This is a genomic window from Streptomyces sp. NPDC012637 (genome assembly GCF_042954805.1).
Taxonomy (GTDB): domain Bacteria; phylum Actinomycetota; class Actinomycetes; order Streptomycetales; family Streptomycetaceae; genus Streptomyces.
This window is the reverse complement of record NZ_JBIBDS010000006.1, coordinates 112,001-133,241: the sequence shown is the minus strand read 5'-3', so window position 1 is coordinate 133,241 and position 21,241 is coordinate 112,001. Positions and strand designations below refer to the sequence as shown.

Genomic DNA, 21,241 nt, shown 5'->3' with positions numbered 1-21,241 from the left:
CTCTGCTGCCCGTGCCGCCTGGCTGTCAATTCCGTTCCAAGCCAGAATGCGAGGTCACACAGGGGCAGTTGGAGTCGGTGGCGATGCCACTGCCGATGCCACTGCCGATGCCGATGCCGATGCCGATGCCGGTGCCGGTGCCGATGGCGGGCCAGTGCCAGAGCCGGTGCCGGTGCCGGTGCCGATGGCGATGGCGGTGCGCGGAGAGAGCCGCGCGGTCTACCGCCCCTGCGGAGAGGCGGGGTCCTTCGTGGTGGCCTGACTCGGGCGTGATGTCCGGGCGACGAAGAACAGGAGTACGCCACAGCCGGCGACCAGGATCCAGCCCGGGCGGGACGCCTGTGCGAGCCCCGTCGGGTCCGCGCCGGTGATGAGGCCGCCGGCGAGAGCGATGCCGAGGGCAGCACCCAGTTGCCGTGCTGTCGAGGTGATGGCTCCGGCCACGCCGGCTCGGGCGGCTGGCAGGCCGTTGACGGCGGTGTTGGTGATCGGGGCGTTGGCGAACCCGAACCCGATGCCGATGAGCGAGTACGCGGCCAGGAGCAGCAGCACGCTGGTGTGCGGCGTGAGCCGGACCAGGCAGAGCCCGCCGGCCGTGAGGAAACCGCCGGCAAGAAGCAGCGGCAGCCGTGGCCCCGTGCGGCCGGTCATGCGACCTGACCAAGGGGCGCATACGGTCGCTCCGACGGCCAGGGGCAACGTCGCGAGGCCGGCGGCCAACGGGCTCCAGTGCCGGGTGTGCTGCAGGTAGAGGGTGTTCAGGAGCAGCGTCATGTTCAGGGCGACGAAGACCGCCACCGCGCCCAGGACCGCGCCGCTGAAGACCGGGCGGCGGAAGAGCCGCAGATCCATCAGCGGCTCCTTCCGGCGGGACTCGACCCACACGAACCCGACTGTCGCCGCGGCGGCCCCCGCGTATCCGGCCAGGGCCCCGGGCGACGTCCAGCCGACGCGCGGCCCTTCGATCAGCACGCCGACGACGAGGGCGAGGACCAGGGTCAGCAGGACCTGGCCGGGCACGTCGAGCCGCCGGACCCGGGCCGCCCGGGACTCCGGCACGAACACCGCGCTGAGCAGCAGAGCGGCCGCGATGACGGGCACGTTGACCCAGAACAGCGCCCGCCAGTCGAGCCCTGCGAGCAGCGCGCCGCCCGTGACGGGTCCGGCTGCCATGCTCAGCCCGAACACCGACGCCCAGATGCCGATCGCCTGCGCCCGTTCCTTCGGGTCCGGCATGGCGTTCACCACGATCGCGAGCGCCACGGGGCTGAGCATCGAGGCGCCGACCCCCTGCAGGGCTCGGGCCGCGATGAGCACACCGGCCGAGGGGGCGAACGCGCAGACCAGCGAGGCCGCACCGAACACGGCCAGTCCGCACTGGAACACGCGGCGGCGTCCGAAGCGATCCGCCAGCGCACCGGACGAGATCAGGAGACTGGCCAGGACGAGGGTGTAGCCGTCCACGATCCATTCCAGACCGCGCGTGCCGACACCCAGGCCGCGCCCGATGGCCGGCAGGCCCACATTGACGATGGTGGTGTCCAGGCCCACCAGGAACATGCTCAGGCAGCAGACGGCCAGGACCGTCCAGCGTCTGCGCGCACTCAGCGCGGGTGGAGCAGGCGGAGCAGGGGGAGTGGAGGGAGTGGGGTCGTGTGTCGTCGCGGTCACCGTCTACCTCTGAAGTCCGGGAACAATGCCCCGCCAGACTCGGCTCCGCGAGTCCCCGAGCCCACTGATTTTGCGAACACTGCAAAACTGGGCCCATGAACACAGGAACCACCGACGCGGAGCTGGCGCAGATCCTCGACGGCATCGGTCCCCGGCTGCGCAGGCTGCGCCGAGAGAGGGGGCTCACACTCGAGGCGCTCGCCGCCACGACCGGGATCTCGGTCAGCACCCTGTCCCGGGTGGAGTCGGGCCGGCGGCGCCCGACCCTGGACCTGCTCATCCCGCTGGCACGGGCGCACCGCGTCGCCCTCGACCAGCTGGTGGCGGCGCCGGCGAGCGGTGACCCCCGGGTGCACCTGCGGCCCCTGCGCAAGCAGCGCGGAAGCGTCCTCGTACCCCTGACGCAATACCCGGGCCGCGTACAGGTCTTCAAGCAGGTACTGGCACCCCGCCCACCGGAACTGGTCACCCACGAGGGCTACGAATGGCTCTACGTGCTCGCCGGGCGGCTACGCCTCATCCTGGGGGCGCAGGACGTCACGCTGCTGCCGGGCGAAGTGGCCGAGTTCGACACCACCGAGCCCCACTGGTTCGGCCCGGCGGACACGAGCGCCGTGGAGATCCTGCACCTGTTCGGCCCCCGAGGGGACCAGGCAGTGGTCCGGGCCAGGCCCTCCACCACGGATCCCGCCCCGCCCACCGCGGTCCCGACTCCTCCGCCGGCACCGTGATGATCCGCCCACCGCGGCCCCGACTCCTCCGCCGGCACCGTGATGATCCGCCCACCGCGGCCCCGACTCCTCCGCCGGCACCGTCATGACCCGTGACGGCCAGGACTGTCACGCCGATCGCGCGAAAGTCCGGGTGCTGAACTCGCGGCGGATCAGCGGGCGATGAACGGCTCCGTCAGGTGCGGGGTGGCGAGGTAGAGGGTGTCGGCGGTCCGGTTGCCAAGCACCCGTTCCCTCGCGGCCGTCGCCTGTCCCGGGTCCATCTCGTGGGCGTAGGCGAGTTCGGGATGGAGCAGCTGGATCGCGTGCACGAGCAGGTCACCGGTGACGGCGACCAGTTCGCGCCCGGCCCCGACGAGCACGCTCTGGTGGCCGGGCGTGTGACCGGGTGTGGCGATCACGCGCTCACCGCTTCGCAGCGGGGTGTCGCCGTCGAGCAGCCGCAGCTGATCGGTCTTCCGCAGCGGATCGATCACCGAGGACCGGAGCTGCGGGTTGACCTCCTCGATCGCGTCGAGTTCGGCCTGCTGCAACACGTACTCCGCGCGAGGGAAGAACGGCTGCGCCTGATCGCCACCGACGACGGCCCAGCCCACGTGGTCGGTGTGGAGATGCGTGAGCACCACGGTGTCCACGTCGGACGGTTCGATGCCCGCGGCGGCCAACGAAGCCGGGAGCGCCCCGGGCACGGGCGCCCATGAGGCCGCCGGGCCGTCGGCCGGCCCGATCCCCGCATCGACCAGCGTCACTCCCTGGTCGCTGCGGATCGCGAACGCCCGGAACTGGAGCCACCAGCGTCCGTCGGCATCGAGCGCCCCGGGATCGAACCGGTCGGCCGCCGTCCACTGCTCGGTGGTGGCATCGGGGAAAGCCTCCGCCCTGGGAGAGAAGAAGGGGCCCGCGCCGTCGGCGAGCGCGATGACGGTGTACGGACCGACCTGCAGGGAAGGGGGCATCTCCCAGATACTGCCAGCAGCACGCGGCCCGCGACCAGACGGATTCCGAGTCGGAGGTTCTCCGGAGCCGACTCCAGGTCGTGGCGCCTCAGAGAAGCGGCAGGCCTCGGCCGACTGCTTGGCTCGGCTGTCGGTCGCTTCGGCCTGAGGTCGAGCCGGTCGGCGCTCGTCGTCTTTCCGGTCGGGAAACCCGGATCAGTCTCTGGTGAAGCCCCAGAAGCACAGTTCTGCCGGGTGGACCTCGGCGTCGTCAACGGTCGTGCAGCAGCCGGAGCCGCGGTCGAACGGAGGGAACCAGCCGTCTCCGGCCCGCTTGAGGACCTGCTCGACGACAGGTTGCCCGGGCTGCGCCGTCTCGAACAGTTCGACGGCTTCCTCCGCTTCGACCACGGCCGGATGAACAGCTGCTCGGAGCTCCGGTGACGGACTTCGCCCTGAGGCCGAAAAGCTTCGGACACCTACTCCTGAACAGTCCTTACCGAATGACGACGTTGTGCGCCGGGATGATCGTCGGCTGGACGTCGGCGTGGCCGAGGTCGGCCAGGACCGGGCCGAAGGCCTTCGCGTGGGTCTCGAGGGCTTCCCTGCTTTCCCAGACCTCGGTCACGCGGAAAGCGCCGTCGGCCGGACCGGCCGCGTGAGAGATGAGACCTGCGACCGGCAGGTCTGCGAACCGGGTGAAGCCCCGACCGCCGGTCATGCGGTCGATGACCGTGTCGTAGAGCTCCTGCCCGGCGTCAGGGAAGTCGAAGGTGACGATGATGGCCATCCGTGTGCCCCTTTCTCGGTTGCCGCGAGCGTGCGGCAACGGCCGCGATCCTAGCCGTAAGTAATCGCGGCGACTCGTAGAGCGACGGAAGGCTTCCTCGGTGTGCGGGCCCTGCGTGCGGCGGTCCGTGGAGCTGAGCAGGAGGCCGGTGCCGCGAGCCGGCCAGGAGCTGGGCCGTTGCCTGGCACCCTCTCGGCTTGGCCGCCGAGGACGAGGTGTCACCGGGTGTGGCTGCGTCATCAGTTCGGCGGCTGGCGGAGGAGCCGGCGTTGACGCACGGCAGCGGGTCTCCGACGAAGCGTCCGGCACACACCCGCACCGGGAACGGATAGAGAACCGGCTCTTGGCTGTCGCCGGACGGTCTGCCCTCACCAGCCTGGCGGCCGGCCCCTCCCCGGTGGCGGAGCCGAGCGACAGGTTCAGCTGAGCGGGCTTGTTCGCACGTTCCCGGCCCGGCCGGCCCCACTGGCTGGCACTGCTCCGCCGGTCGGCACCGGCCCGGCGCCCGGCCGGCGCCTGCCGACCGATCAACCAGCACCGACCCGACCGACTGGCTGCACTGGCTCCGCCGGTCGGCACGGATGGCCCGGCCTCCGCCGTCGGCCCGTGGCCTGCCGGCCGGAGCCGCTGCCCGGGGTCAGCGAGGGGAGAGGAGGCAGAACTCGTTGCCTTCCGGGTCCGCCAGAATCGTCCAGGAGATCGCGGACTGGTCGATACCGGGGTCGGTGGCGCCCAGAGCGCGCAGCCGGGCTTCCTCCGCCGCCGGGTCGTCGCCGAGGTAGGGGGCGACGTCGAGGTGGACGCGGTTCCACACGGTCTTGGCGTCGGGGGTACGGACGAACTCCAGGTAAGGGCCGACTCCCTTGGCGGAGCGCATGCGCGCGTGGTCGTCGGTCACCTCGTGCAGTGTCCAGTCCGTCGCCTCGCCCCAGAACCGGGCCATCGCTCGGGGGTCCGTGCAGTCGACCACCACCGCCGCGATCGGTCCGGTGTCCCCGTAGATCGGGCGGGGCTCCAGGACGCAGAACTCGTTGCCTTCCGGGTCGGCCATGACCGTCCAGGGGACGTCGCCCTGACCCACGTCGGCGTGCGTGGCGCCGAGGTCCTCCAGGCGAGCGACCAACTGCGCCTGATGGGCACGAGAGGTGGTGGCCAGATCAAGGTGCACCCGGTTCTTCACCGTCTTGGGCTCCGGGCGGGTGACGAGGTCGATGCAGACGGCCGCCGGGTCGGGGTACGTGAAGCCGATGGGCTCGAGGTTCGTGACACCCGGTGCCTCGCTGTCGATGCCCCACCCGAGGGCCTCCGCCCAGAACCGGCCGAGCGCGGAGTCGTCCTGGGCCTTCATGTTGATCTGCACAAGTCTTGTTGCCATGCATGGATCCTAAGAGCAGTGCCCGGTTCCCCCCCCCGGCCAGGCTGACCGCGGGAGGTCCAGCACTCGACCCCGGTTGCACGCAGGGCACCGTTTTCGAAGAAGGACGCCCACTCCAGAGGCGTCCTGCCCTTCGTCACCGCATCGATGTCCGTCCCGTGGTCCACGAGCAAGTCCACGGTTTGCGGGTGCCCGTGGTATCCGGACGGCGCTGCCACCAGCATCGGCACGTATTCCACCCGGCCCTGGGCACAAGTAGGGGCGCCGGCATCGAGAAGGGGCGCTCACCACTTCTGGATGCCCGTGCATCGCTGCCCGGCACGGAGGCGCCATCTCGTCGTACTCGCCTGACGGTTGTCGCAGATCGCCCCCCCCCGCAAGCGGCAGCCGGTCGGGGTGGGCGGTCGCGTCATCGCGGCAGGTGGTCGACGCTGTCGCGTTCAAGGCCTATTCGTCCGGAGAATCCGCAGTCACCTGCGTCGGCGCGCGGAATCCCCGTGCTCTTCGGCCCGCCTCGCCGGCTTTACAGGTACACCTGCCACCAGCGGTCCATCTCGGCGCGAGCCACTTCGGCGTCGTACACGCTCGCGTCGAAGTGAAGCTCCGGCAGGGGACGGGGCGCAGAGGTGTGCGCAGGCCCCGGAACCTCCCAGTCGGACCACTGCACGATCTCCCCGAACCGCCGCACGACCACGCTCAGGAAGCCGCAGCAACCTCCGGTGCACTCGGGTTCCCCCATCCGTAGACGGCGCGCCTTGCCGGTCGCCCGGAGAAGGCTGGGGCGGTCGGGCGGCAGCAGGTCAGCCGCGTACGGCCCGCGGCCGCCGACACCGACCGGCTCGTCGACCACGTCCTCGCCGTTGACCCAGAACCGCAGTGTGGGAGCAAACCGAGGTCCTCGCGGCAGCGCCTTGATCTCCAAGCGATCGAACACCCGACCACCCTATGGGGTGCGTTGGCATCGGCGCGCCGCTCTGGCCACGCGTACCTCCGCCAGGTCGTCAGGAGGGCCCCCAAGGTGCCGTGTCGCCGTCGATCAAGCGGAAGCGGTGGCTCGGCGCGCTCCGGCCGGGGCGGCGGTGACGCCGACGCGGCGCTGCCCTCGCGCTGTTGGCCGCGGGATACGCGGCCTGCCGGGTGCTGACAGGCGAAGGCCGACGCGCGCGAAGCCGGCGTCAGGCGAGCTGCGGGGCGGGCGTTGCCGGAGCGGGCGCGGCCTTGCGGGTCTCTCGCATTATCAGCAGGCCGTTGACCACCATCAGTGTCGCGGTCAGACCGTGGACGCCGAGCGCGGTGGCCATGGAGCCGTGGTGGGCCAGTACGGTGGCCATGTCGCCGTACGCGGCGAGAGCCTCCACCAACAGCGCCCAGCCCAGCGCTCGCCGGTGGCCCGTCACCAGCAGGACGCCCAGGACCAGGGCCAGGACGACGTCGCGGATTCCCTTGATGACCAGGAAGCCGCCGCCGTCGCCGGACGGCCGGCCCGGCAGGCCGAAGCCCGGCGCCACGGTCTCCGGGCGCAGGATGAACTCCGTCCCGAACCACAGGATGAAGAGGATGAAGGCGGCGGCCAGGACGGTGTTGATCTTCTTCAGTGACATGGTCCTTCTCCTTGTGGGCCTTCGTCAGCCTGGTGAGATCCGCGGAGCTTGCCGAGTCGTATGGGGCTGATCGGGCGCGCGGACGCGGCTGATCGAGGGGTGTGGCCTTGTCGGGATCACAGTCGTGGGATCTGACCGGCAGTCCGTATTGCCGACTCTCAGGAGTGCGGTGGCGGGCTGCCGCCCGGGGGAGTGGGAGCGTGCGCCGGGGGCGCGCCGCCGGTCCACGGGTCAGCAGCCCGAAGGCCGAGGCTCCACGGCCCAAGTCCGAAGGCCGGAGCCCGAGGTCCCGTAGGGCTCACCCCGGCGGGGCGAAAGCCGTCGACATGCAGGGGGCGCCCACAGCTCGGGTCGGAAAGCCTTTGGTGTCAGGCGAGGGCGGCGACGAGCAGGGTGAAGGCGGCGATGATGACGGCGACGCGGAAGTAGTGGTAGCGGTCCCAGCGGTTCATCTGCTCCTTCCAGTCCGCGGGCCGGTTCTCGGGAGTCCACGTCTTGCCCCGGTTGTTGATCGGGACGAGGAGCAGGACCGACATGATCACGCTCAGGATCAGCAGTGCGCCGGCGATGACGACGAGGCCGGCGCCGTCGTCGTGCCATCCGGCGACGGCCCAGACCGCGACGAGGACGAGCGAGCCGATGTACCAGACCGGCATGACGGCGCCGAGCATCCGGCCTCCGTGAGCGCGGCCGAGTTGGCCACTGTCCTCGGGGAGGGCGTTGAAGATCGGGTTCATGACGAAGGCGACGGAGAACTCCACCCCCACCATCAGCCCGACGGCCACGGTGGTGAACACCTCGAGTGCGTTGAGCATGACGACCCCTCCATGGATCTAGCGGTGCTAGCTGCCGAAGCAACGCTAAAGCTGCTGCCGCTTGATTGTCTAGCAGTGCTAGAATCGAACCATGTCGGTACAGGAACGCAAGCAGCGCGAACGGGCGGCCCGCGAGCGCCTCATCGTGGCGACGGCCCGTGAACTCGCCGAGCAGCAGGGCTGGGACGCGGTCACCACCCGCCGCCTCGCCGAGCGCATCGAGTACAGCCAGCCCGTCCTCTACAGCCACTTCCGCGGCAAGCGCGAGATCATCGGTGCCGTCGCACTCGAAGGCGCCATGGAACTGGCCGCGGCGGTGCGGGCCGCGACCTCCACCGCGGACGGCCCGCGCGCCCGCGTCGCCGCCCTGGCCCGCACCTACCTCGAGTTCGCCGAGCGCAACCCGGCCGTCTACGACGCCTTGTTCCAGCTCGACGGCGGCCTGGCGTACGCGCAGGAGGACACCCCGGAGCCGCTGAAGGACGCCTTCGCCGCCCTGCTGGAGACTCTCGGCGAGGTGGCCGGCGACGGTGTCCACCCAGGGCTGTTCACCGAGGTGTTCTGGGCGGCCCTGCACGGCCTGGCGACCCTGACCCGGGAGGGCCGCCTGCTGCCCGAGGACGCCGAGCCGAGGCTGGACCTCCTGGTGGATCGGCTCGCCATGCTCTGACACGCCGCCCGGGCGACCGGCCGGGGCTTCGGACCCCGGCCGCAGGCCTACGGCGCCCCTTCCGATCACGGCCCAGCCGCAGATCGCCGGCCCTACCTCTTCTACGGGACACCCGCGCCTGCCACGTGAACGACCGCTTCGAGGCGCGAAGGCGAAGACACGGGCCCACGTCAGTCCCCGGCCGGGTCACGTGGTCGAACCATCAACCCGGCGATGTCGGCAGTCCCGCTTGCGTCAACCGATCGCGCGGCGTACGCCCGCTCGGGTTCACGAGGCTTCGATGACAGCCAGCGAGGAAAATCATCGCGTGAACAACCGGCGTGGCCGTACGGGTACGCGCCTCTGACGGCAATTGACGTACGGAAGGACGCAGTGTGGTCCTGGCAGGCAACGGTACGATCAGGCACCCTCGACCGCCTGGCGTGGACACCCTCCGCTACACCGCACGGAAGGGCCTCGACGCCGTCCCCGATCCTCGGCATCGCACCATGGTCGCCAGTGTCCTGGCGTCCGGCCTCGTCGACGAGATGATCGACTTCACCGAAACCTTCGATCCGCCCGTCAACCTCGCGCAGGCAAGCGCCAACGCCGACATTCTCACTGCAGAGTTCGCGGCATTCGGCGTCACCGTCCCGTCCGCCACGACGCACCACATCACGCTGATGCGCGCTCTGATGGTGCCCATCGCCGACGGCGCTCTCGCCCTCGCCCTCGATCGCATCTGGGTGTTCACCACCAGGCCGTCTCTTCCGGATCTTGTAGGTCAGGCAGGATTCAAAGAAGACGGCCCAAGCTGGGTTCCTGTCGGTGGGGTGCCGTAGCGTCGGCAGCATGATCTCCGAGCCGACGAGTCAGGCCAAGGGCCCCTACGACGCAGCCTTCCTGCCGCGGCTGAGTATGTCCTTCCGGGCCACACCCGGGCCGGTCACGGACCCGGTGTCGAAGTTCGGTGGGCAGCCGGTCTGGCTGGACGGTCCAGCGTGGCCGGTGCATCCGCGTACGGGAGAGCCGCTTGTCTTCATCGGCCAGTTCCGGGTGCCAGGGAACGAGGTACGCCTTGCCTACTTGTTCCTGCACGAGGAAGGCATGGACATGGGCGGCAACGCAGCAGAGGACGGCGAGGCCGTCGTTCTCGTCCAGCCGGGCGGGCGGATACCGTCCTTCGCGTCGATCGGGTCTCCCAGCACTCAGGGGCGAACCCTGTGGCGTTGGGGCCCGGACGATACGGAGGTTCCCGTCGAATGGCTGACAGACCTGACGCCGATGCCACCGGAACTCGACGAGGCGGCGAACCAGGCCGCTTCCTGGTCCCGGTGGCTGCGAAGCGAGGGACCAGAGGTCGAATACCGCTACGAGGAGCGACCCAAGGACTTCCTGGGGGGCGAGGCCATTTACCCAAATGACCGGGTCTTCGGCATCGATTCCTCTTGGCTGTTCCTCTGCCAGTTCGAGGACCGGGGCGAGCCGGAGTCAGACCCGTTCTTCCTCAATTTCGGTTACGGGAGTGGCTTCCTCTTCCTCAGCTCCGACTACCTTGAAGGCCGGTTCATGTGGGACTGCAGCTGAAGGCCGCTTCTTGTGGATCACCTCGCCGACCAGATGAAGATGGAGGCGACGAGGAGTCCGGCGAGGTAGACGGTGGCGGTCTTGTCGTATCGGGTGGCCAGACCGCGCCACTGCTTGAGCTTGCTGATGCACCGCTCAACCGTGTTGCGCTGCTTGTAGGCCTCGCGGTCGAAGGCCGGCGGACGGCCACCGAGCCTGCCAAGTCGCTTGCGGTTGGCGGTCTGGTCGGCGGGCTGCGGGATCACCGCCCGGATTCCGCGCCGTCGGAGATGGGTCCGGATCGCGCGGGACGAGTGGGCCTTGTCGGCCAGCACGACGTCCGGTGTGATCCTGGGGCGGCGGATCGGCCGCGGCACCCGTAAGCGGGCCATGACCTCGGGGAAGGCCGGTGCGTCGCCGGCCTGGCCGGGCGTGAGGACGAACGCGACCGGGCGGCAGCGGCTATCGGCGGCGAGGTGGATCTTGGTGGTCAGCCCGACGCGGGACCGTCCCAGGGCATGATGGTCCGGCTCGCCGGCCGGTGCCCCTTTTGACGAGCCCCGGCAGCGTGCTGATGAGCCCTGACGATCGTGGAGTCGACCGAAACGACCCAGTCAAGGTCGCCTTCGGCGTCTGCCTGGGCGAGCAAAGCGTCTTTCAGCACGAAATCGCGGGTCCGTACCGTGATCCATACGGCAGCCGCTCTCCTGCCGGACGCCATCGCGATCATCACGAAATGTCCGCCACAGCCTTGAGTTTCCCCACCCGGTGCTCACGGGGTCCCTGGACCTGCTCACCTTGCTTCCCCACCCATGGCGCGTGCTGGCCTGCAGAGGGATGCCACTCGGGAACGCCGCCGGCCAGCCAGGGTCCAGCGGCGGGCCGGGCTCGTCCACACCAAGGACAGCAATCGATCGTGATGCTCGACGTGCCGTCTTCATGGGAGATCAGCCTGTACTCCTGGAACTTGGCGCTGAAGCCGATTTGCCGGGCCGGCTTCAGCTACGGGCTCGAGTGATGACCTGTTCCATCACTGTCTCGGGCAGTGCCGGGTTGCTCGCGGCGGCACGGGCGAGGGAACCGTCGCGTGCGTTGATGAGGCTTTCCAGGACCGGTAGGGCCAGGGCGGGGTGGGTGGCCGCGTGGCGCCGTGTGTCGGAATCCGGGGCAGCCAAGCAGAGCAGCAGTGTCTCGGACCGTGCTGCCGGGTGGCGGGCGATCTCTCGCAGCACGCGGCTGGTGCTGGCCGGGTTCGCCGCTATGCGGTGCAGCAGGGCGGCGGGACAAACAGGGTGGCGGGCGACCGCGGCGAAGACGGGCGCCCCGTGCCGTTCGACCAGTTCGGCGAGCCGTTCAGGTGCCAGTTCCGGGCGGGCGGCAATCCGCTGGGCTACTGCGATGTCCGGGTCGGTGGCGAGCTGTTCGACGAGGTCGCATGGCAGCTGGGTCCGGTCGGCGACGAGCGCCCTGGCTTGCGCCACCCGACTCCTGGCCAGCGTGCGGAGTTCAAGCTCGGTGGCGGACTCGACGCGGGGTGCCGGTTCGCCGGGCAACCGTTCGTGAGCGGCAAGAGCGGTGAGCAGGTCGAGCGGGACGGCCGGGTTCTCTGCGATGGCTCGGCGGACCTCAGGAGCGGGGTCGGCGGCGAGTGTACGCAGCAGGGCTTCGGGGACAGCGGGGTTCGCGGCGATCACGGCGCGGACGTCGCAGGAGGGGTGTGTGGCGAGTCGGTTCAGGAAGTCGGTCGGCAAGTCGGTGCGGGCTGCGAACCTCGTGACCGTCCAGACCTCGGGGGCGTCCAGGAAGGCAGCGAGCCCCTCAGGCGGCACGGCCGGGTGGCCGGCGGCCGCCAGCCGGACGCGCCGGACACCGGGGGTGTGGTCCGCACACGCCGCCTCGCGGCGGTGGCAGGCACCGCAGCGGGTCGGGGCCGGCCACCCGCCGTCGGCGAGGAGGGCGGCGAGCAGCGAGGGCGGCGCGTTCTCGTTGTCGGCGACGGCCTGCCGCACGACTGTGCTGGGGTGGCGGGCGAGGTCGGGGAGCAACTCGGGCGGAAGGTACGGGCTCCCGGCGGCGCTGGCGACGACCGCCGGGTCCGGGTCGCGGGCGAGGGAGGCGATGACGTCGGCGGGTGCGTCGGGGGCGTATGCGACCTCCTGCCGTGCCTCGGGGTCTGGATCGGTGGCGGCCTTCCGCCAAGCGGCGACCGGCGCCACACCGCCGAGGACCGCGTCGAGTAGCCGTCCGGGATATTCCTGGGGAATCTCGGGCCACGGCACCAGTCCGCTCCGGACCAGAAGACAGGTGAGCGTCGGGTTGCCGACGGTGAGAAGGTCCCTGACCTGTGAAGGCGTCAGCCGCTCACGATCGGCCAGGGTGCACAGGACCTCCTCGTCGCCGCTCGCCACGAGTCGGGCGAACAGGCCTGCGGGCAGAGCCGGGTTCTCGGCCAGCCCCAGCAGCACGTCACGCAAACGGTCCCTCTCCCGACGGCTAGGTTTGCCGGCCATTCGGTGGCGGCCGGCGGCAGGTCGATGTAACAGGAACGGCCGATCGACCGTCCATCGCATATCGCCGGCGACGCCGGCGGACTGCCGGCACGGCCGGAGACTGGCTGACCGCTGGTGAGGCCGACGAGGTCCGGTCCTGCACGACTTCACTACGGCCGTCCAACCATGCTGGCACAAGAGGCGGCTTTCAGTCATAGAAGAACAGCTCCAGGTCCTCGACGGACCCTGGCCCCGTGAGAAAGGCCTCGGCTTTCGCGATCTCGTCTTCTGGTGGCAGCTCGCCCTTCAGGAGCTGCTGCATCCAGACCTCTCCCTGCTCGCCGACCGCGTAGATGCCGGACAGCAGCTCCGCCATGCCCGCAGGGCGCGTCGGGCTGTGCCCGACGACGGGTCGGAGCTGCCACCCGCCTGCCCGGGCTGCCAGCCGGAGCACACCGGCCCAGTTCGCGATCCGCCCGATACGGACGTGCCACGAGTCCTCGGTGAACGGCGCCAGTCGACCGCCGTGCAGGGCGTTGGTGGCAGCCCCGATGTCTGCCATCACCTGCCGTTCCACGGCATCACGGACCCAGCGCCCCTCCTGCGATTCCCCGACGGCGGCAGACCACCACGCCCATGCGCTGTCCAGTCGGGACGTGAACGTATCCATGGCGCCAGGCTTTCATGAGCGCTGCCGTCAGGCTTCAGAGAGAACTGCCGACAGGCGTCAGGCGCTCGCGTTCTGGTCGTCGCGCTCGATCTGGAGGGGAACTCCAGGCCGATGATCTGCCCAGGGCGGGCCCGCATGGCTGAGGTACACGGCAAGCCCCGCAGTCCCGGGCATTCGGCCGGCTGCAGGCTGGTCATCGGCGCGGACGTCGTCGGCGAGCAGGCTCCGGCCAGCGAACCGGACCGACACCGCTCCTCAGCCCTCAACGCCGGCGTTCGCTCAGCGGCCGTAACTGCTGCGGCAAAGGGAGGGGGCGCCGTACGGAAGGCTGAGGCGTTCGGCTTCGCGACACAGGGCGCGCATGTCGGCGGCTCCGGACGTCGGGCGGGGCTGGACACGGGGCTTCGGTGTTCTCGTCTTCGACGTCACGCGGGGCTTCTTCGCCGCCCTGGTGGTGGGCGGTGCCTTGCGTTTCGCGGGGCGGTGCTGGGTGGCGGGAGCGGGCCGGAGCTCGGCGGCCGGGGTAGGGGAGGCCTTGCGGCCGCGGTCGGCCGGGTTGCTTGGCGCGGCGTGACCGGGGGCGGTCTCGGTGGCGTCGAGCGCCTCGCGTGGCGCCGCCTGAGGGGGTGCCGGCCAAGTGCTGGCGATCGGGGCGGGCGGCCGGTCGTTGGCTGGGGCCAGGTCTGCGGGCGGGCGTACGGGGGCAGGCGGGCTGCTGGGGACCGCAACGCAACCGGTGAGGGCCAGCAGGAGCGCAGCGCCGAGGAAGACGAGGACAGTGCGGCGGAAGTGCATGGGCTCCACGATCGCGGAGCGACCCCGGCCTGCGGGTGCGGCTGGCGGATGGGCCACCATGACGGGTGAACACGGGCAAGCCCCGTCGCGCGGCTCCGAGGGCAGTACGGTAAGGGGCTGGCTGCGGGGTGAGTCACCGTCCCTCCGTGCAGGTCGGCACCACGGGCGCAGGCGCAGGGTCTTCGAAGTCCGCGGTCGACCGCATCATCAGCGCCGTCAGCCGGACCACCGTGTTCGCCGAAGCCGGCTTCCAGACGCAACCTGGTCATCCCGTACAGCCGCGAGCTGCGAGCGCGGCATCCGCCACCGCGTCGCCCGCAAGGGCGTCGAATTCTCCACGAGGCTGGGCCGGCACCGCTGGACGATCGGGCGCACGATGTCCTGGCTGGGCGGCGGCCGCCGCCTGCACCGCCGCTACGAGCGCAAGGCCCACCACTTTCTGGCCTTCACCGCCCTCGCCTGCGCCCTCATCTCCTACCGCAGGCTGACCGCCTGACAGGCGGCGCCCGCAGATGGGACGATCCACAGCATGACCGAATGGGTGCACCACACCCCGCGCTGGGTGGTCATATCGGTCTGCGTCATCGCAGGCGTCCTGTTCTTCGTCGGCGCATTCGCTCACGTCACCGACCTCCTCCGCCACGGACTGCACCCCTACGACTGGGCCCCGGGCTGGCTCAACCTCTACTGGTCGTCGTTGGCGCTGTTCGACGCGCTCGCCGCAGCGTTGCTGATCCTGGGCAAACGCCGGGGAACCGACCTCGCCTGCGCCATTATGGCGACCGACCTCGCCGCCAACTGGTACGCGGTCTACGGCATCCAGCACAGCAGTTTTGCCGCACAGCCCGGCCTTCAACGACTGACCGTCTTCGCCGCACTCGTCCTGGGAACGGCACCGTTCATCCGACGGCGCCTCACCAGTCGAGGCGACGCCTAAGTTGTCCGGGCGGACCTGCACGCGCCTTGTCCGCCTGTCGGTTGGAGTCGGAAGTGCTCCAAGCGGTGGTGCTCGCCCTCGTCGTGCCAGTGCCAGAGCTGAAAGGTGACGCTCGCCCCCGCTGTCGGCGATCCTGTGGACTTGCGGAGGCATCGAAGCCGGGCGATCGCGCAGCAGGGTCATCGAAGGGCCGTGGGCTGATCAGCAGCTGCTCGTCCGTACACAGGCCGCGGTGCATCTCGACCAGGGCGGCGTTCACATCTTGCTCTGTCAGCAGGTGGGGCAGCGAGTTGTCGGCGCAGACGACGACGTCGAGCTGGTCATCGGCACACGGGAGGCGTCACAACCCCCGCACCCCCGCCCGCAAAGTCTCGTCGGTGCCGGCAAGCCTGTCCAGTGACAGCTCGGAGGCTCCTGGAAGAAGGCCTGGCCTTCAGTACGCCCAGAATCTCGTACGGAAGAGGGCACGGAATTCGGTCAGGTGCAACCCTCGGGAAGTCATGAAATCCTTGAACTCGCAACCCCCGAAGGGCACGAAAATGCTCGTTCTGCAAGTCCGGCAGAGGGCATAAAGTCTCTGTGAGCGCAAGCTTCTCTGTGGGAAATTTCGAGCTTGACGGCGTCGTGGAGGTTGCCTATGGTCCAGTCGGTCAGGTTGCCGCCGATCGATATCCGAGGGTTTATATGAGCGCCCCTACGACGCTGCCGAAATTCAGGCAGCGGTTAATTCTTTCCGTTCTGATGCTGTGTTCGCTGCTGATCTGGCTGGACAATACCGTCCTCAGTACCACACTGGAGACCCTTGCAGACCCGGTCCGTGGACTGGGGGCCGATCCTGGTCAGCTGCAGTGGGCGACCGGTTCGTACACGCTGGCCTTCGCCACCTTGATGTTCACAGCGGGCGCGTTGGGTGATCGATTCGGTCACCGGACGGTGTTCTTCAGCGGACTCGTGATCTTCGCCGGGTCATCGCTATGGGCGGCCTACGCGGTCGATGCGGGGCAGCTGATCGCAGCTCGCGTGGCGATGGGGGTGGGCAGTGCGCTGATCACGCCCGCCATGATGGCCATCCTCATGTGGACGTTCACTGGCTCCGCGCGGGCTGCCGCGATCGGCATCTTCTCGACGTCGGCCGGTGTCGGAATGGCTGCCGGGCCGGTGCTTGCGGGGTTTCTGCTCGATCATTTCTGGTGGGGATCGGTGTTTCTGGTCAACGTCCCGGTCGCGGCATTGGCGTTGGTCGGGCTCGCCGTGCTGGTGCCGAATTTCCGCAGCCCCACTCAGCGACCGCTGGATCCCGCTGGAATGTTGCTCTCGATCAGCGGGCTCGTGGCGTTGGCCTACGGGCTGATCCGGGCGGGGCAGGTGACGGTGTGGAGTCGTACCGACGTCTGGGCGCCGATCGTTGCAGGTCTGGTTCTGCTGGCCGCTTTCGTACTCGTCGAACTACGTCTGAAGGCGCCCAGCTTTGATCCGCGACTGTTCGCGCAACGCATGTTCGCCGGCGGCAATGTGGCGCTCGGATTGCTGCTCTTCGGCGTCGCCGCCATCACCTTCTATAGCGCGTTCTATCTGCAGGGTGCGCTCGGGCTTTCGCCGATGAAGGCGGGCTTGGCCAATATCCCGACCGCAATCGGCGCGCTGGTGGGGGCGCCCCTTGCCGCGCGTCTGGTTCGCCGCCTGCCGCTGCGTCTTGTCGCCGTGCCGGCCCTGACCGTGGCCGCGCTGACCATGGGTGGGTACGGGTTCCTCGGACTCCACACCCCACTCGTCTGGATCGAGATCCTGTTGCTGATACAGGGTCTCGCGATCGGCATGGTGATCGGCCCCGTCACGGCCGCGTTGATCAGCGACCTGCCGCTGGAGCAGGCCGGAGCAGGATCGGCCGTGACCAACACCGTGCGACAAACCGGAAGCGTGCTCGGAATCGCAGTAGGCGGCACGATCATGTCGATCATGTACCGACGTGCGATCGAGCCTTCGCTGACGGGTGCACCCGGTCCGGTGCGGGAGCAGGCGCGAGTTTCCGCCGAACAGGCACGCCATGTCGCCACCACTATGCACGGGCCCGCACTTGCTCAGGCTGCCGATGACGCGTTCATCCATGCCATGCACGTCGGCGCGGGCTGGATCGCGGTCATCGCGCTCTTCGGAGCAGTTGTGCTGCTGCTTTCCTTGCCTGCTGTCGGAAGGAGGAAGGATCCGGTACCTCAGCCGGACCATGCCGAGGCCCGCAGCTCTGTCTGAGAGCGTGACGGCGGAACCCAGGCTCAGGCCCGCCCAGGGCCGCCACATCAAGTGCCGGATTCCCTCCGCTGGCTGGGGCCTGCCCCACCTCCTCCTCGCCGGCCACCGCATGCCGGAGCTCGCTGCCGGCCCAGGCTGACCGCTGCGGCTCCTCTGATCTTGCGGCTGGAGCAGACACGGGACACTCTGTGCGGGCGATGGCCTCGAAGGGTCGCGCCACATGTCCTGCTGTTCACGGGAACGGGAACGGAGAAGTGCGTTGGACGCCGAACCCGCTGGTTCGCATGGAACGCTCCTCTGGTCTGGGCAGCTCGGTCGCCTGCGGACGGAGCTCTGTCGAGTCGGCGACGACCACGTGCTCACCATCGGCGAGCGGCGGATCGTGGTGAGGCCCGATGCAGTGGTGCAGCACCGCATCGGCTGGCTGGGACAGCGACTCACCATCGAGCAGCCCGGCGAGGCGCCCTTCACCCATCGCTACCTCCTGCCGTGGGCTTCCCAGCTCGCCCCGCTGTGGGAGGCGACCTACGACCGCTGGTCCGCAGAAGCCGACGATCCCGGACTCGTCCTGACCGAGCTGCTCGGTGGCATCGACGACTGGCGGGAATCCCGGCCGACACGGCGCCGGAGGCGTTCGTGTGCGGGAAGAGCTGCACAGGGCCCCTCGTAAGGGGCCATCTCATTTGGCTGGTTAGTGGCTGTTGTCGTTCCGATCTTGAGGGGTGCTGATCGAACGGGAGTCTCGATCGGATGGCAGCGCAGGTGGGAGTACTCGACCAGTTCGTGTGGGATGTCGAGCATGGCTCGGCACGGGACCAAGCGAGGCTCCTCGGGCGAAGCATGGTGCGTAGAGAACGCCAGCGCAACGACCAGGAGCCTCGCCTGTTACTCCACCCATCCTGACCAGCCATTTCGCCCCGCCAGGGCGGGATGAAAGAGGTTCAGTTGGTCCGTTTCTGGTCAGCCCTTCTGGATCGGGGCAAGATCATTTAGGACTTGATTGGCGTCCGAGATGTTCCCCTTCGGAATCGGACTGGTGGCGAAGTCGAGAACGTCGTCGGCGATTTCGACAGCGGCGTTCGTATTGTCCCCCATAGTGCCAAGCTGGGACTTGATGCTGTTGATCTTCTGTCCGATCTGTTCCCTGCTGGCGGGGTTGTCGGGGTACAGAATTTCACCCCAGTCGCTGCTCGTGTGAGCGATGGGCACCGAGGGGGCGCTGTCCGCGTAAGCAGCGGGTGCTGTGGCAGCGCCAGCCGTGAGGAGTGCACCAACCACCGTGACGCGACGCAGGTGGACACCCATATGGCAGTTCCTTCCGTTGAGGGAGCGAGCGCGATGCCCACTGAGGGCATCCGTCCGTCAACGAGGTCGGGCTAGTTGGGTCACGGCTTCACAGCATTCAGCTCATACGGACGGGCGCTAATTCAGTGGCTGTTGCGTTCCGATCTTGAGGGGTGCTGATCGCACGGGAGTTTCGATCGGATGACTGCGGCGGCTGTCGTGCATGAAAGCAGGGCCTCTTGGCAGCTCGAAGGGCGTCTACGCCAAAGAGCGGTCCAGGAGGCCCTGTTGTCGCAGTTCTACGGCGTCGCGGGAGCGGGGTCCACTTCGGTCACTCTCGCGTGTGACTGCCTGGCACACCGATTCGGGAACGCCGCCGACCGCGGGGTCCGTGCGCGCCGCTACCCGACGGACATGTCCGACGCGGAATGGGCGGTGGTGCGGCCGCTGCTGCCGGTGCCGGGCTGGCTGCGCGGGCGGGGCGGGCAGCCGGAGGCGTCCTGCCACGGAGCGATACTGGACGCGGTCCGCTACCTCGTCGACGACGGAACGAAGTGGCGGGCCATGCCCGCGGACTTCCCGCCTTAGGACCGGGTCTGCGCCTTCTCCCGGGGCTGGCGCGACCACGGCATGGCCAAGGAGTTCCACGACCGGCTCCCCGCCGAGTGCGCGAGCAAGCCGGGCGGGACGCGGTGCCGAGCGCGGGCGTCATCGAATCGCAGTCCATCAAGGCGGACGCCGTTGTCGGCGCCGGTAGCCGTGGCTTCGACGGTGGCAAGCTGATCATCGGCCGCAAGCGCCATGCCGTGGTCGATACCCCTGGCCTGCTGCTGGGAGTGATGGTCACCGCCGCGGACTTCGGTGACTGCACCGCCGGCCAGGTTCTGCTCGCCCGGGTCGCCGCCGCGCACCACCGGCTGGCCTGGTCTGGGGTGACGGCGGCTACACCGGCAGCCTCGTCGGGTACTGCATGGCCGTCCTCGCCCTGGTGCTGGCGATTGTCAAACGCACTGACGACGTGCGTGGCTTCGTGGTGCTGCCCAAGCGGTGGATCGTGGAGCGGTTCTTCGCCCACCTGATGCGAAGCCGCCGCCTGGTGCGCGACTTCGAACGGTGCACGGGCAGCGCGGAGGCGATGGTCTACTGGGAGGCGACGATGCTCATGACCCGCCGCCTTGCCCGGCCACGGCCTTCGCGAGCGTGAACCGGCCCGGTGGCGGTTCGGCCAGCCACCCGCGTGCTGTCAGCCGCTTCGCCTTCGACCGCAACGCGGGACAGCACCTCGTCGACGCGTGAGCGGCGATGATCCACTCGTTTCGTTCCACTCCCGCTCGGCCACGACCAGCTCGGCCTGGATTCGGTCGGCCTCCTCCCGCAGCGCGTCCGCACGACGGCGAGCGGTCAGCTCACGCTCCTCCAGCAGCCCCACGACCGACGGCATCCCCGACCTCCGGAGCGACGACACGACACGCCACCACTCCCCGAGACCGCCGACCCTATGCCCGAACAGCGGAAACGCAGCCCTCAAGCCCAGAAAGACAACAATCACTTAGGACTTGTCCGGCCGATCATGGGTCCGGTTGCTGGGGGCCCGGCGGGGCTTCAGTCTGTCGAGCTCATGGTCGGCCCGCGATGTCGTGTGCCAGGGTGACGGTATGGATTGGCAGTCTGAGAGCCCGGAACTCTGGGCATTTTTGGAGACCTTGCACCGCGGCGACATCTTGTCTGGCACCGTTGCGGCGATCGAGCGGTTCGGGGTCTTCGTGGCCCTGGACGACGGACCTGCCCATCCGCTCTTCCCCGGTGTCGGGTTCATCGTCATCCCCGAACTGTCCTGGCGGCACATCGACGCTCCCACCGATGTCGTTCACATAGGCCAGAGGGTCTCGTGCGAGTTCCTCCAGTTCGACACCTACAACCTGGAGGCCAGACTCTCCTTGAAGGCGCTGGAGCCCGACCCCCTGCGGGCTTTCGCCGACCGCACGGTGGGTCAGGAAATCCGCGGGATAGTGGAGAAGACAGTTCCCATCGGCGTCTTCGTCGAGCTCGGAGACGGGTTCGTCGGGCTCATCCCCTCCAGAGAGATCGACGGGCGGCCCGCGGTGAGTCCGGTGGAAGACTTCGAGGCCGGAGAGGAGATCACCGTCGTCGTCACGGAAATCGACCTGCCGACCCGCCGAATCTTTCTTTCCAGGCCGAAGAACGCCCAGCACGAAGGTGTCGTGCCGGTCACGTGACGGCCGGTATGCCCCAGCCGTTGAATGGAGCATGGGCGGGGTGATCTGAGTGATGCCGAGTGGGAACGGCTGCGGCCGTTCCTGCCGGTCAGCAACGGGCGTTGTGGCCGCTGGCGGGATCACTGGCAGGTGATCGACGGGATCCTGCACCGGGTGCGGACCGGAGTGCAGTGGCGTGACCTGCCTGAACGGTTCGGTCCATGGAAGACCGTCTACGAACGCCACCGCCTGTGGTCGGCCGACGGCACCTGGGAACGTCTCCTCCAGCAGGTCCAGGCGGTGGCCGACGCCGCAGGCGAGATCGACTGGGACATCTCGGTCGACCATCGTGCGGGCGCACCAGGATGCGGCGGGCGCTCGCACCGACTTACCGCTGGCGCCCGGCTCAAAGGGGGCCGAAGAGCCAGAACATCAGGACGAAGCGCCGTGGCAGAATCTGCACGCCCGCC

The 21,241-nt window shown here is 69.1% G+C and carries 24 protein-coding genes and 2 pseudogenes; 12 read left to right on the top strand and 14 right to left on the bottom strand.

Annotation, left to right across the window (positions count from 1 at the left end):
- Positions 1–219 precede the first annotated feature (219 nt).
- Positions 220–1,671, bottom strand: a complete 1,452-nt coding sequence (locus tag ACFY8W_RS23810) for a DHA2 family efflux MFS transporter permease subunit (protein WP_391108607.1) — start codon at positions 1,669–1,671, stop codon at positions 220–222.
- A gap of 95 nt (positions 1,672–1,766) precedes the next feature.
- Here ACFY8W_RS23810 and ACFY8W_RS23805 point away from each other — a divergent pair, with 95 nt between their 5' ends.
- On the top strand, positions 1,767–2,402 hold the full coding sequence (locus ACFY8W_RS23805; protein ID WP_391108604.1) for a helix-turn-helix domain-containing protein: 636 nt from the start codon (positions 1,767–1,769) through the stop codon (positions 2,400–2,402).
- A gap of 152 nt (positions 2,403–2,554) precedes the next feature.
- On the opposite strand, the gene ACFY8W_RS23800 is transcribed toward ACFY8W_RS23805, so the two are convergent.
- The 8 genes from ACFY8W_RS23800 to ACFY8W_RS23765 form a co-directional block, all read right to left on the bottom strand.
- Complete coding sequence (locus tag ACFY8W_RS23800; protein WP_391108601.1) at positions 2,555–3,358, bottom strand: MBL fold metallo-hydrolase; 804 nt, start codon at positions 3,356–3,358, stop codon at positions 2,555–2,557.
- 195 nt (positions 3,359–3,553) lie between these two features.
- Positions 3,554–3,748 carry a hypothetical protein gene (locus tag ACFY8W_RS23795; RefSeq protein WP_391108598.1) on the bottom strand — a complete coding sequence of 65 codons (195 nt, stop codon included), beginning with the start codon at positions 3,746–3,748 and terminating at the stop codon, positions 3,554–3,556.
- An 85-nt stretch (positions 3,749–3,833) separates the two neighbouring features.
- Positions 3,834–4,127, bottom strand: a complete 294-nt coding sequence (locus ACFY8W_RS23790) for a hypothetical protein (protein WP_391108595.1) — start codon at positions 4,125–4,127, stop codon at positions 3,834–3,836.
- 637 nt (positions 4,128–4,764) lie between these two features.
- On the bottom strand, positions 4,765–5,502 hold the full coding sequence (locus ACFY8W_RS23785; protein ID WP_391108592.1) for a VOC family protein: 738 nt from the start codon (positions 5,500–5,502) through the stop codon (positions 4,765–4,767).
- Positions 5,472–5,726 (bottom strand): ankyrin repeat domain-containing protein, encoded by a 255-nt coding sequence (locus ACFY8W_RS23780; protein WP_391109643.1) that lies wholly within the window; start codon positions 5,724–5,726, stop codon positions 5,472–5,474. The genes ACFY8W_RS23785 and ACFY8W_RS23780 overlap by 31 nt, the downstream gene beginning before the upstream one ends.
- A 299-nt stretch (positions 5,727–6,025) precedes the next feature.
- Positions 6,026–6,436, bottom strand: a complete 411-nt coding sequence (locus tag ACFY8W_RS23775) for a hypothetical protein (protein ID WP_391108589.1) — start codon at positions 6,434–6,436, stop codon at positions 6,026–6,028.
- A 241-nt stretch (positions 6,437–6,677) separates the two neighbouring features.
- On the bottom strand, positions 6,678–7,103 hold the full coding sequence (locus tag ACFY8W_RS23770; RefSeq protein ID WP_391108586.1) for a DUF4267 domain-containing protein: 426 nt from the start codon (positions 7,101–7,103) through the stop codon (positions 6,678–6,680).
- 368 nt (positions 7,104–7,471) lie between these two features.
- Entirely contained in the window at positions 7,472–7,918 is a 447-nt protein-coding gene (locus tag ACFY8W_RS23765; protein WP_391108583.1) for an anthrone oxygenase family protein, read from the bottom strand.
- A 91-nt stretch (positions 7,919–8,009) separates the two neighbouring features.
- Between ACFY8W_RS23765 and ACFY8W_RS23760 the strand changes: the two genes are divergently transcribed.
- The 3 genes from ACFY8W_RS23760 to ACFY8W_RS23750 all read left to right on the top strand — a co-directional run bounded on the left by ACFY8W_RS23760 (position 8,010) and on the right by ACFY8W_RS23750 (position 10,154).
- Complete coding sequence (locus ACFY8W_RS23760; RefSeq protein WP_391108580.1) at positions 8,010–8,588, top strand: WHG domain-containing protein; 579 nt, start codon at positions 8,010–8,012, stop codon at positions 8,586–8,588.
- A gap of 422 nt (positions 8,589–9,010) precedes the next feature.
- The gene (locus ACFY8W_RS23755; protein ID WP_391108577.1) at positions 9,011–9,409 is read left to right on the top strand and encodes a hypothetical protein; all 399 of its coding nucleotides are present in this window, start codon (positions 9,011–9,013) and stop codon (positions 9,407–9,409) included.
- Positions 9,410–9,419: 10 nt separating this feature from the next.
- Positions 9,420–10,154 carry a hypothetical protein gene (locus ACFY8W_RS23750; protein ID WP_391108574.1) on the top strand — a complete coding sequence of 245 codons (735 nt, stop codon included), beginning with the start codon at positions 9,420–9,422 and terminating at the stop codon, positions 10,152–10,154.
- Between the two features lie 17 nt (positions 10,155–10,171).
- Here the strand turns inward: ACFY8W_RS23750 and ACFY8W_RS23745 are convergent.
- From ACFY8W_RS23745 to ACFY8W_RS23730, 4 genes and pseudogenes are all read right to left on the bottom strand, one after another.
- A pseudogene (locus tag ACFY8W_RS23745) lies at positions 10,172–10,785 on the bottom strand (IS5 family transposase); the annotation flags it as partial.
- A 77-nt stretch (positions 10,786–10,862) separates the two neighbouring features.
- Positions 10,863–11,117 (bottom strand): DUF6980 family protein, encoded by a 255-nt coding sequence (locus tag ACFY8W_RS23740; RefSeq protein ID WP_391109640.1) that lies wholly within the window; start codon positions 11,115–11,117, stop codon positions 10,863–10,865.
- Positions 11,118–11,131: 14 nt separating this feature from the next.
- The gene (locus tag ACFY8W_RS23735) at positions 11,132–12,598 is read right to left on the bottom strand and encodes a hypothetical protein (protein ID WP_391109637.1); all 1,467 of its coding nucleotides are present in this window, start codon (positions 12,596–12,598) and stop codon (positions 11,132–11,134) included.
- A gap of 232 nt (positions 12,599–12,830) precedes the next feature.
- Complete coding sequence (locus ACFY8W_RS23730; RefSeq protein WP_391108571.1) at positions 12,831–13,292, bottom strand: hypothetical protein; 462 nt, start codon at positions 13,290–13,292, stop codon at positions 12,831–12,833.
- Positions 13,293–14,616: 1,324 nt separating this feature from the next.
- Here ACFY8W_RS23730 and ACFY8W_RS23725 point away from each other — a divergent pair.
- From ACFY8W_RS23725 to ACFY8W_RS23715, 3 genes are all read left to right on the top strand, one after another.
- A complete protein-coding gene (locus tag ACFY8W_RS23725) occupies positions 14,617–15,024 on the top strand; it encodes a hypothetical protein (protein ID WP_391108568.1) in 408 nt (135 codons plus the stop codon).
- 579 nt (positions 15,025–15,603) lie between these two features.
- Complete coding sequence (locus ACFY8W_RS23720; RefSeq protein ID WP_391108567.1) at positions 15,604–17,271, top strand: MFS transporter; 1,668 nt, start codon at positions 15,604–15,606, stop codon at positions 17,269–17,271.
- 355 nt (positions 17,272–17,626) lie between these two features.
- The gene (locus ACFY8W_RS23715) at positions 17,627–17,941 is read left to right on the top strand and encodes a hypothetical protein (RefSeq protein ID WP_391108564.1); all 315 of its coding nucleotides are present in this window, start codon (positions 17,627–17,629) and stop codon (positions 17,939–17,941) included.
- Positions 17,942–18,231: 290 nt separating this feature from the next.
- Here ACFY8W_RS23715 and ACFY8W_RS23710 read toward each other — a convergent pair whose 3' ends face one another.
- Positions 18,232–18,576, bottom strand: a complete 345-nt coding sequence (locus tag ACFY8W_RS23710; RefSeq protein ID WP_391108561.1) for a hypothetical protein — start codon at positions 18,574–18,576, stop codon at positions 18,232–18,234.
- 393 nt (positions 18,577–18,969) lie between these two features.
- On the opposite strand from ACFY8W_RS23710, the gene ACFY8W_RS23705 reads away from it, so the two are divergent.
- The 5 genes and pseudogenes from ACFY8W_RS23705 to ACFY8W_RS23685 all read left to right on the top strand — a co-directional run.
- Positions 18,970–19,143 carry a transposase gene (locus ACFY8W_RS23705; protein ID WP_391108559.1) on the top strand — a complete coding sequence of 58 codons (174 nt, stop codon included), beginning with the start codon at positions 18,970–18,972 and terminating at the stop codon, positions 19,141–19,143.
- On the top strand, positions 19,110–19,634 hold the full coding sequence (locus ACFY8W_RS23700; protein ID WP_391108556.1) for a transposase: 525 nt from the start codon (positions 19,110–19,112) through the stop codon (positions 19,632–19,634). The genes ACFY8W_RS23705 and ACFY8W_RS23700 overlap by 34 nt, the downstream gene beginning before the upstream one ends.
- Positions 19,526–19,759 carry a hypothetical protein gene (locus ACFY8W_RS23695; protein WP_391109708.1) on the top strand — a complete coding sequence of 78 codons (234 nt, stop codon included), beginning with the start codon at positions 19,526–19,528 and terminating at the stop codon, positions 19,757–19,759. Before ACFY8W_RS23700 ends, ACFY8W_RS23695 begins: the two co-directional genes overlap by 109 nt.
- A gap of 451 nt (positions 19,760–20,210) precedes the next feature.
- Positions 20,211–20,792 carry a S1 RNA-binding domain-containing protein gene (locus ACFY8W_RS23690; protein WP_391108553.1) on the top strand — a complete coding sequence of 194 codons (582 nt, stop codon included), beginning with the start codon at positions 20,211–20,213 and terminating at the stop codon, positions 20,790–20,792.
- Positions 20,793–20,816: 24 nt separating this feature from the next.
- A pseudogene (locus tag ACFY8W_RS23685) lies at positions 20,817–21,174 on the top strand (IS5 family transposase); the annotation flags it as partial.
- Positions 21,175–21,241: the final 67 nt, after the last annotated feature.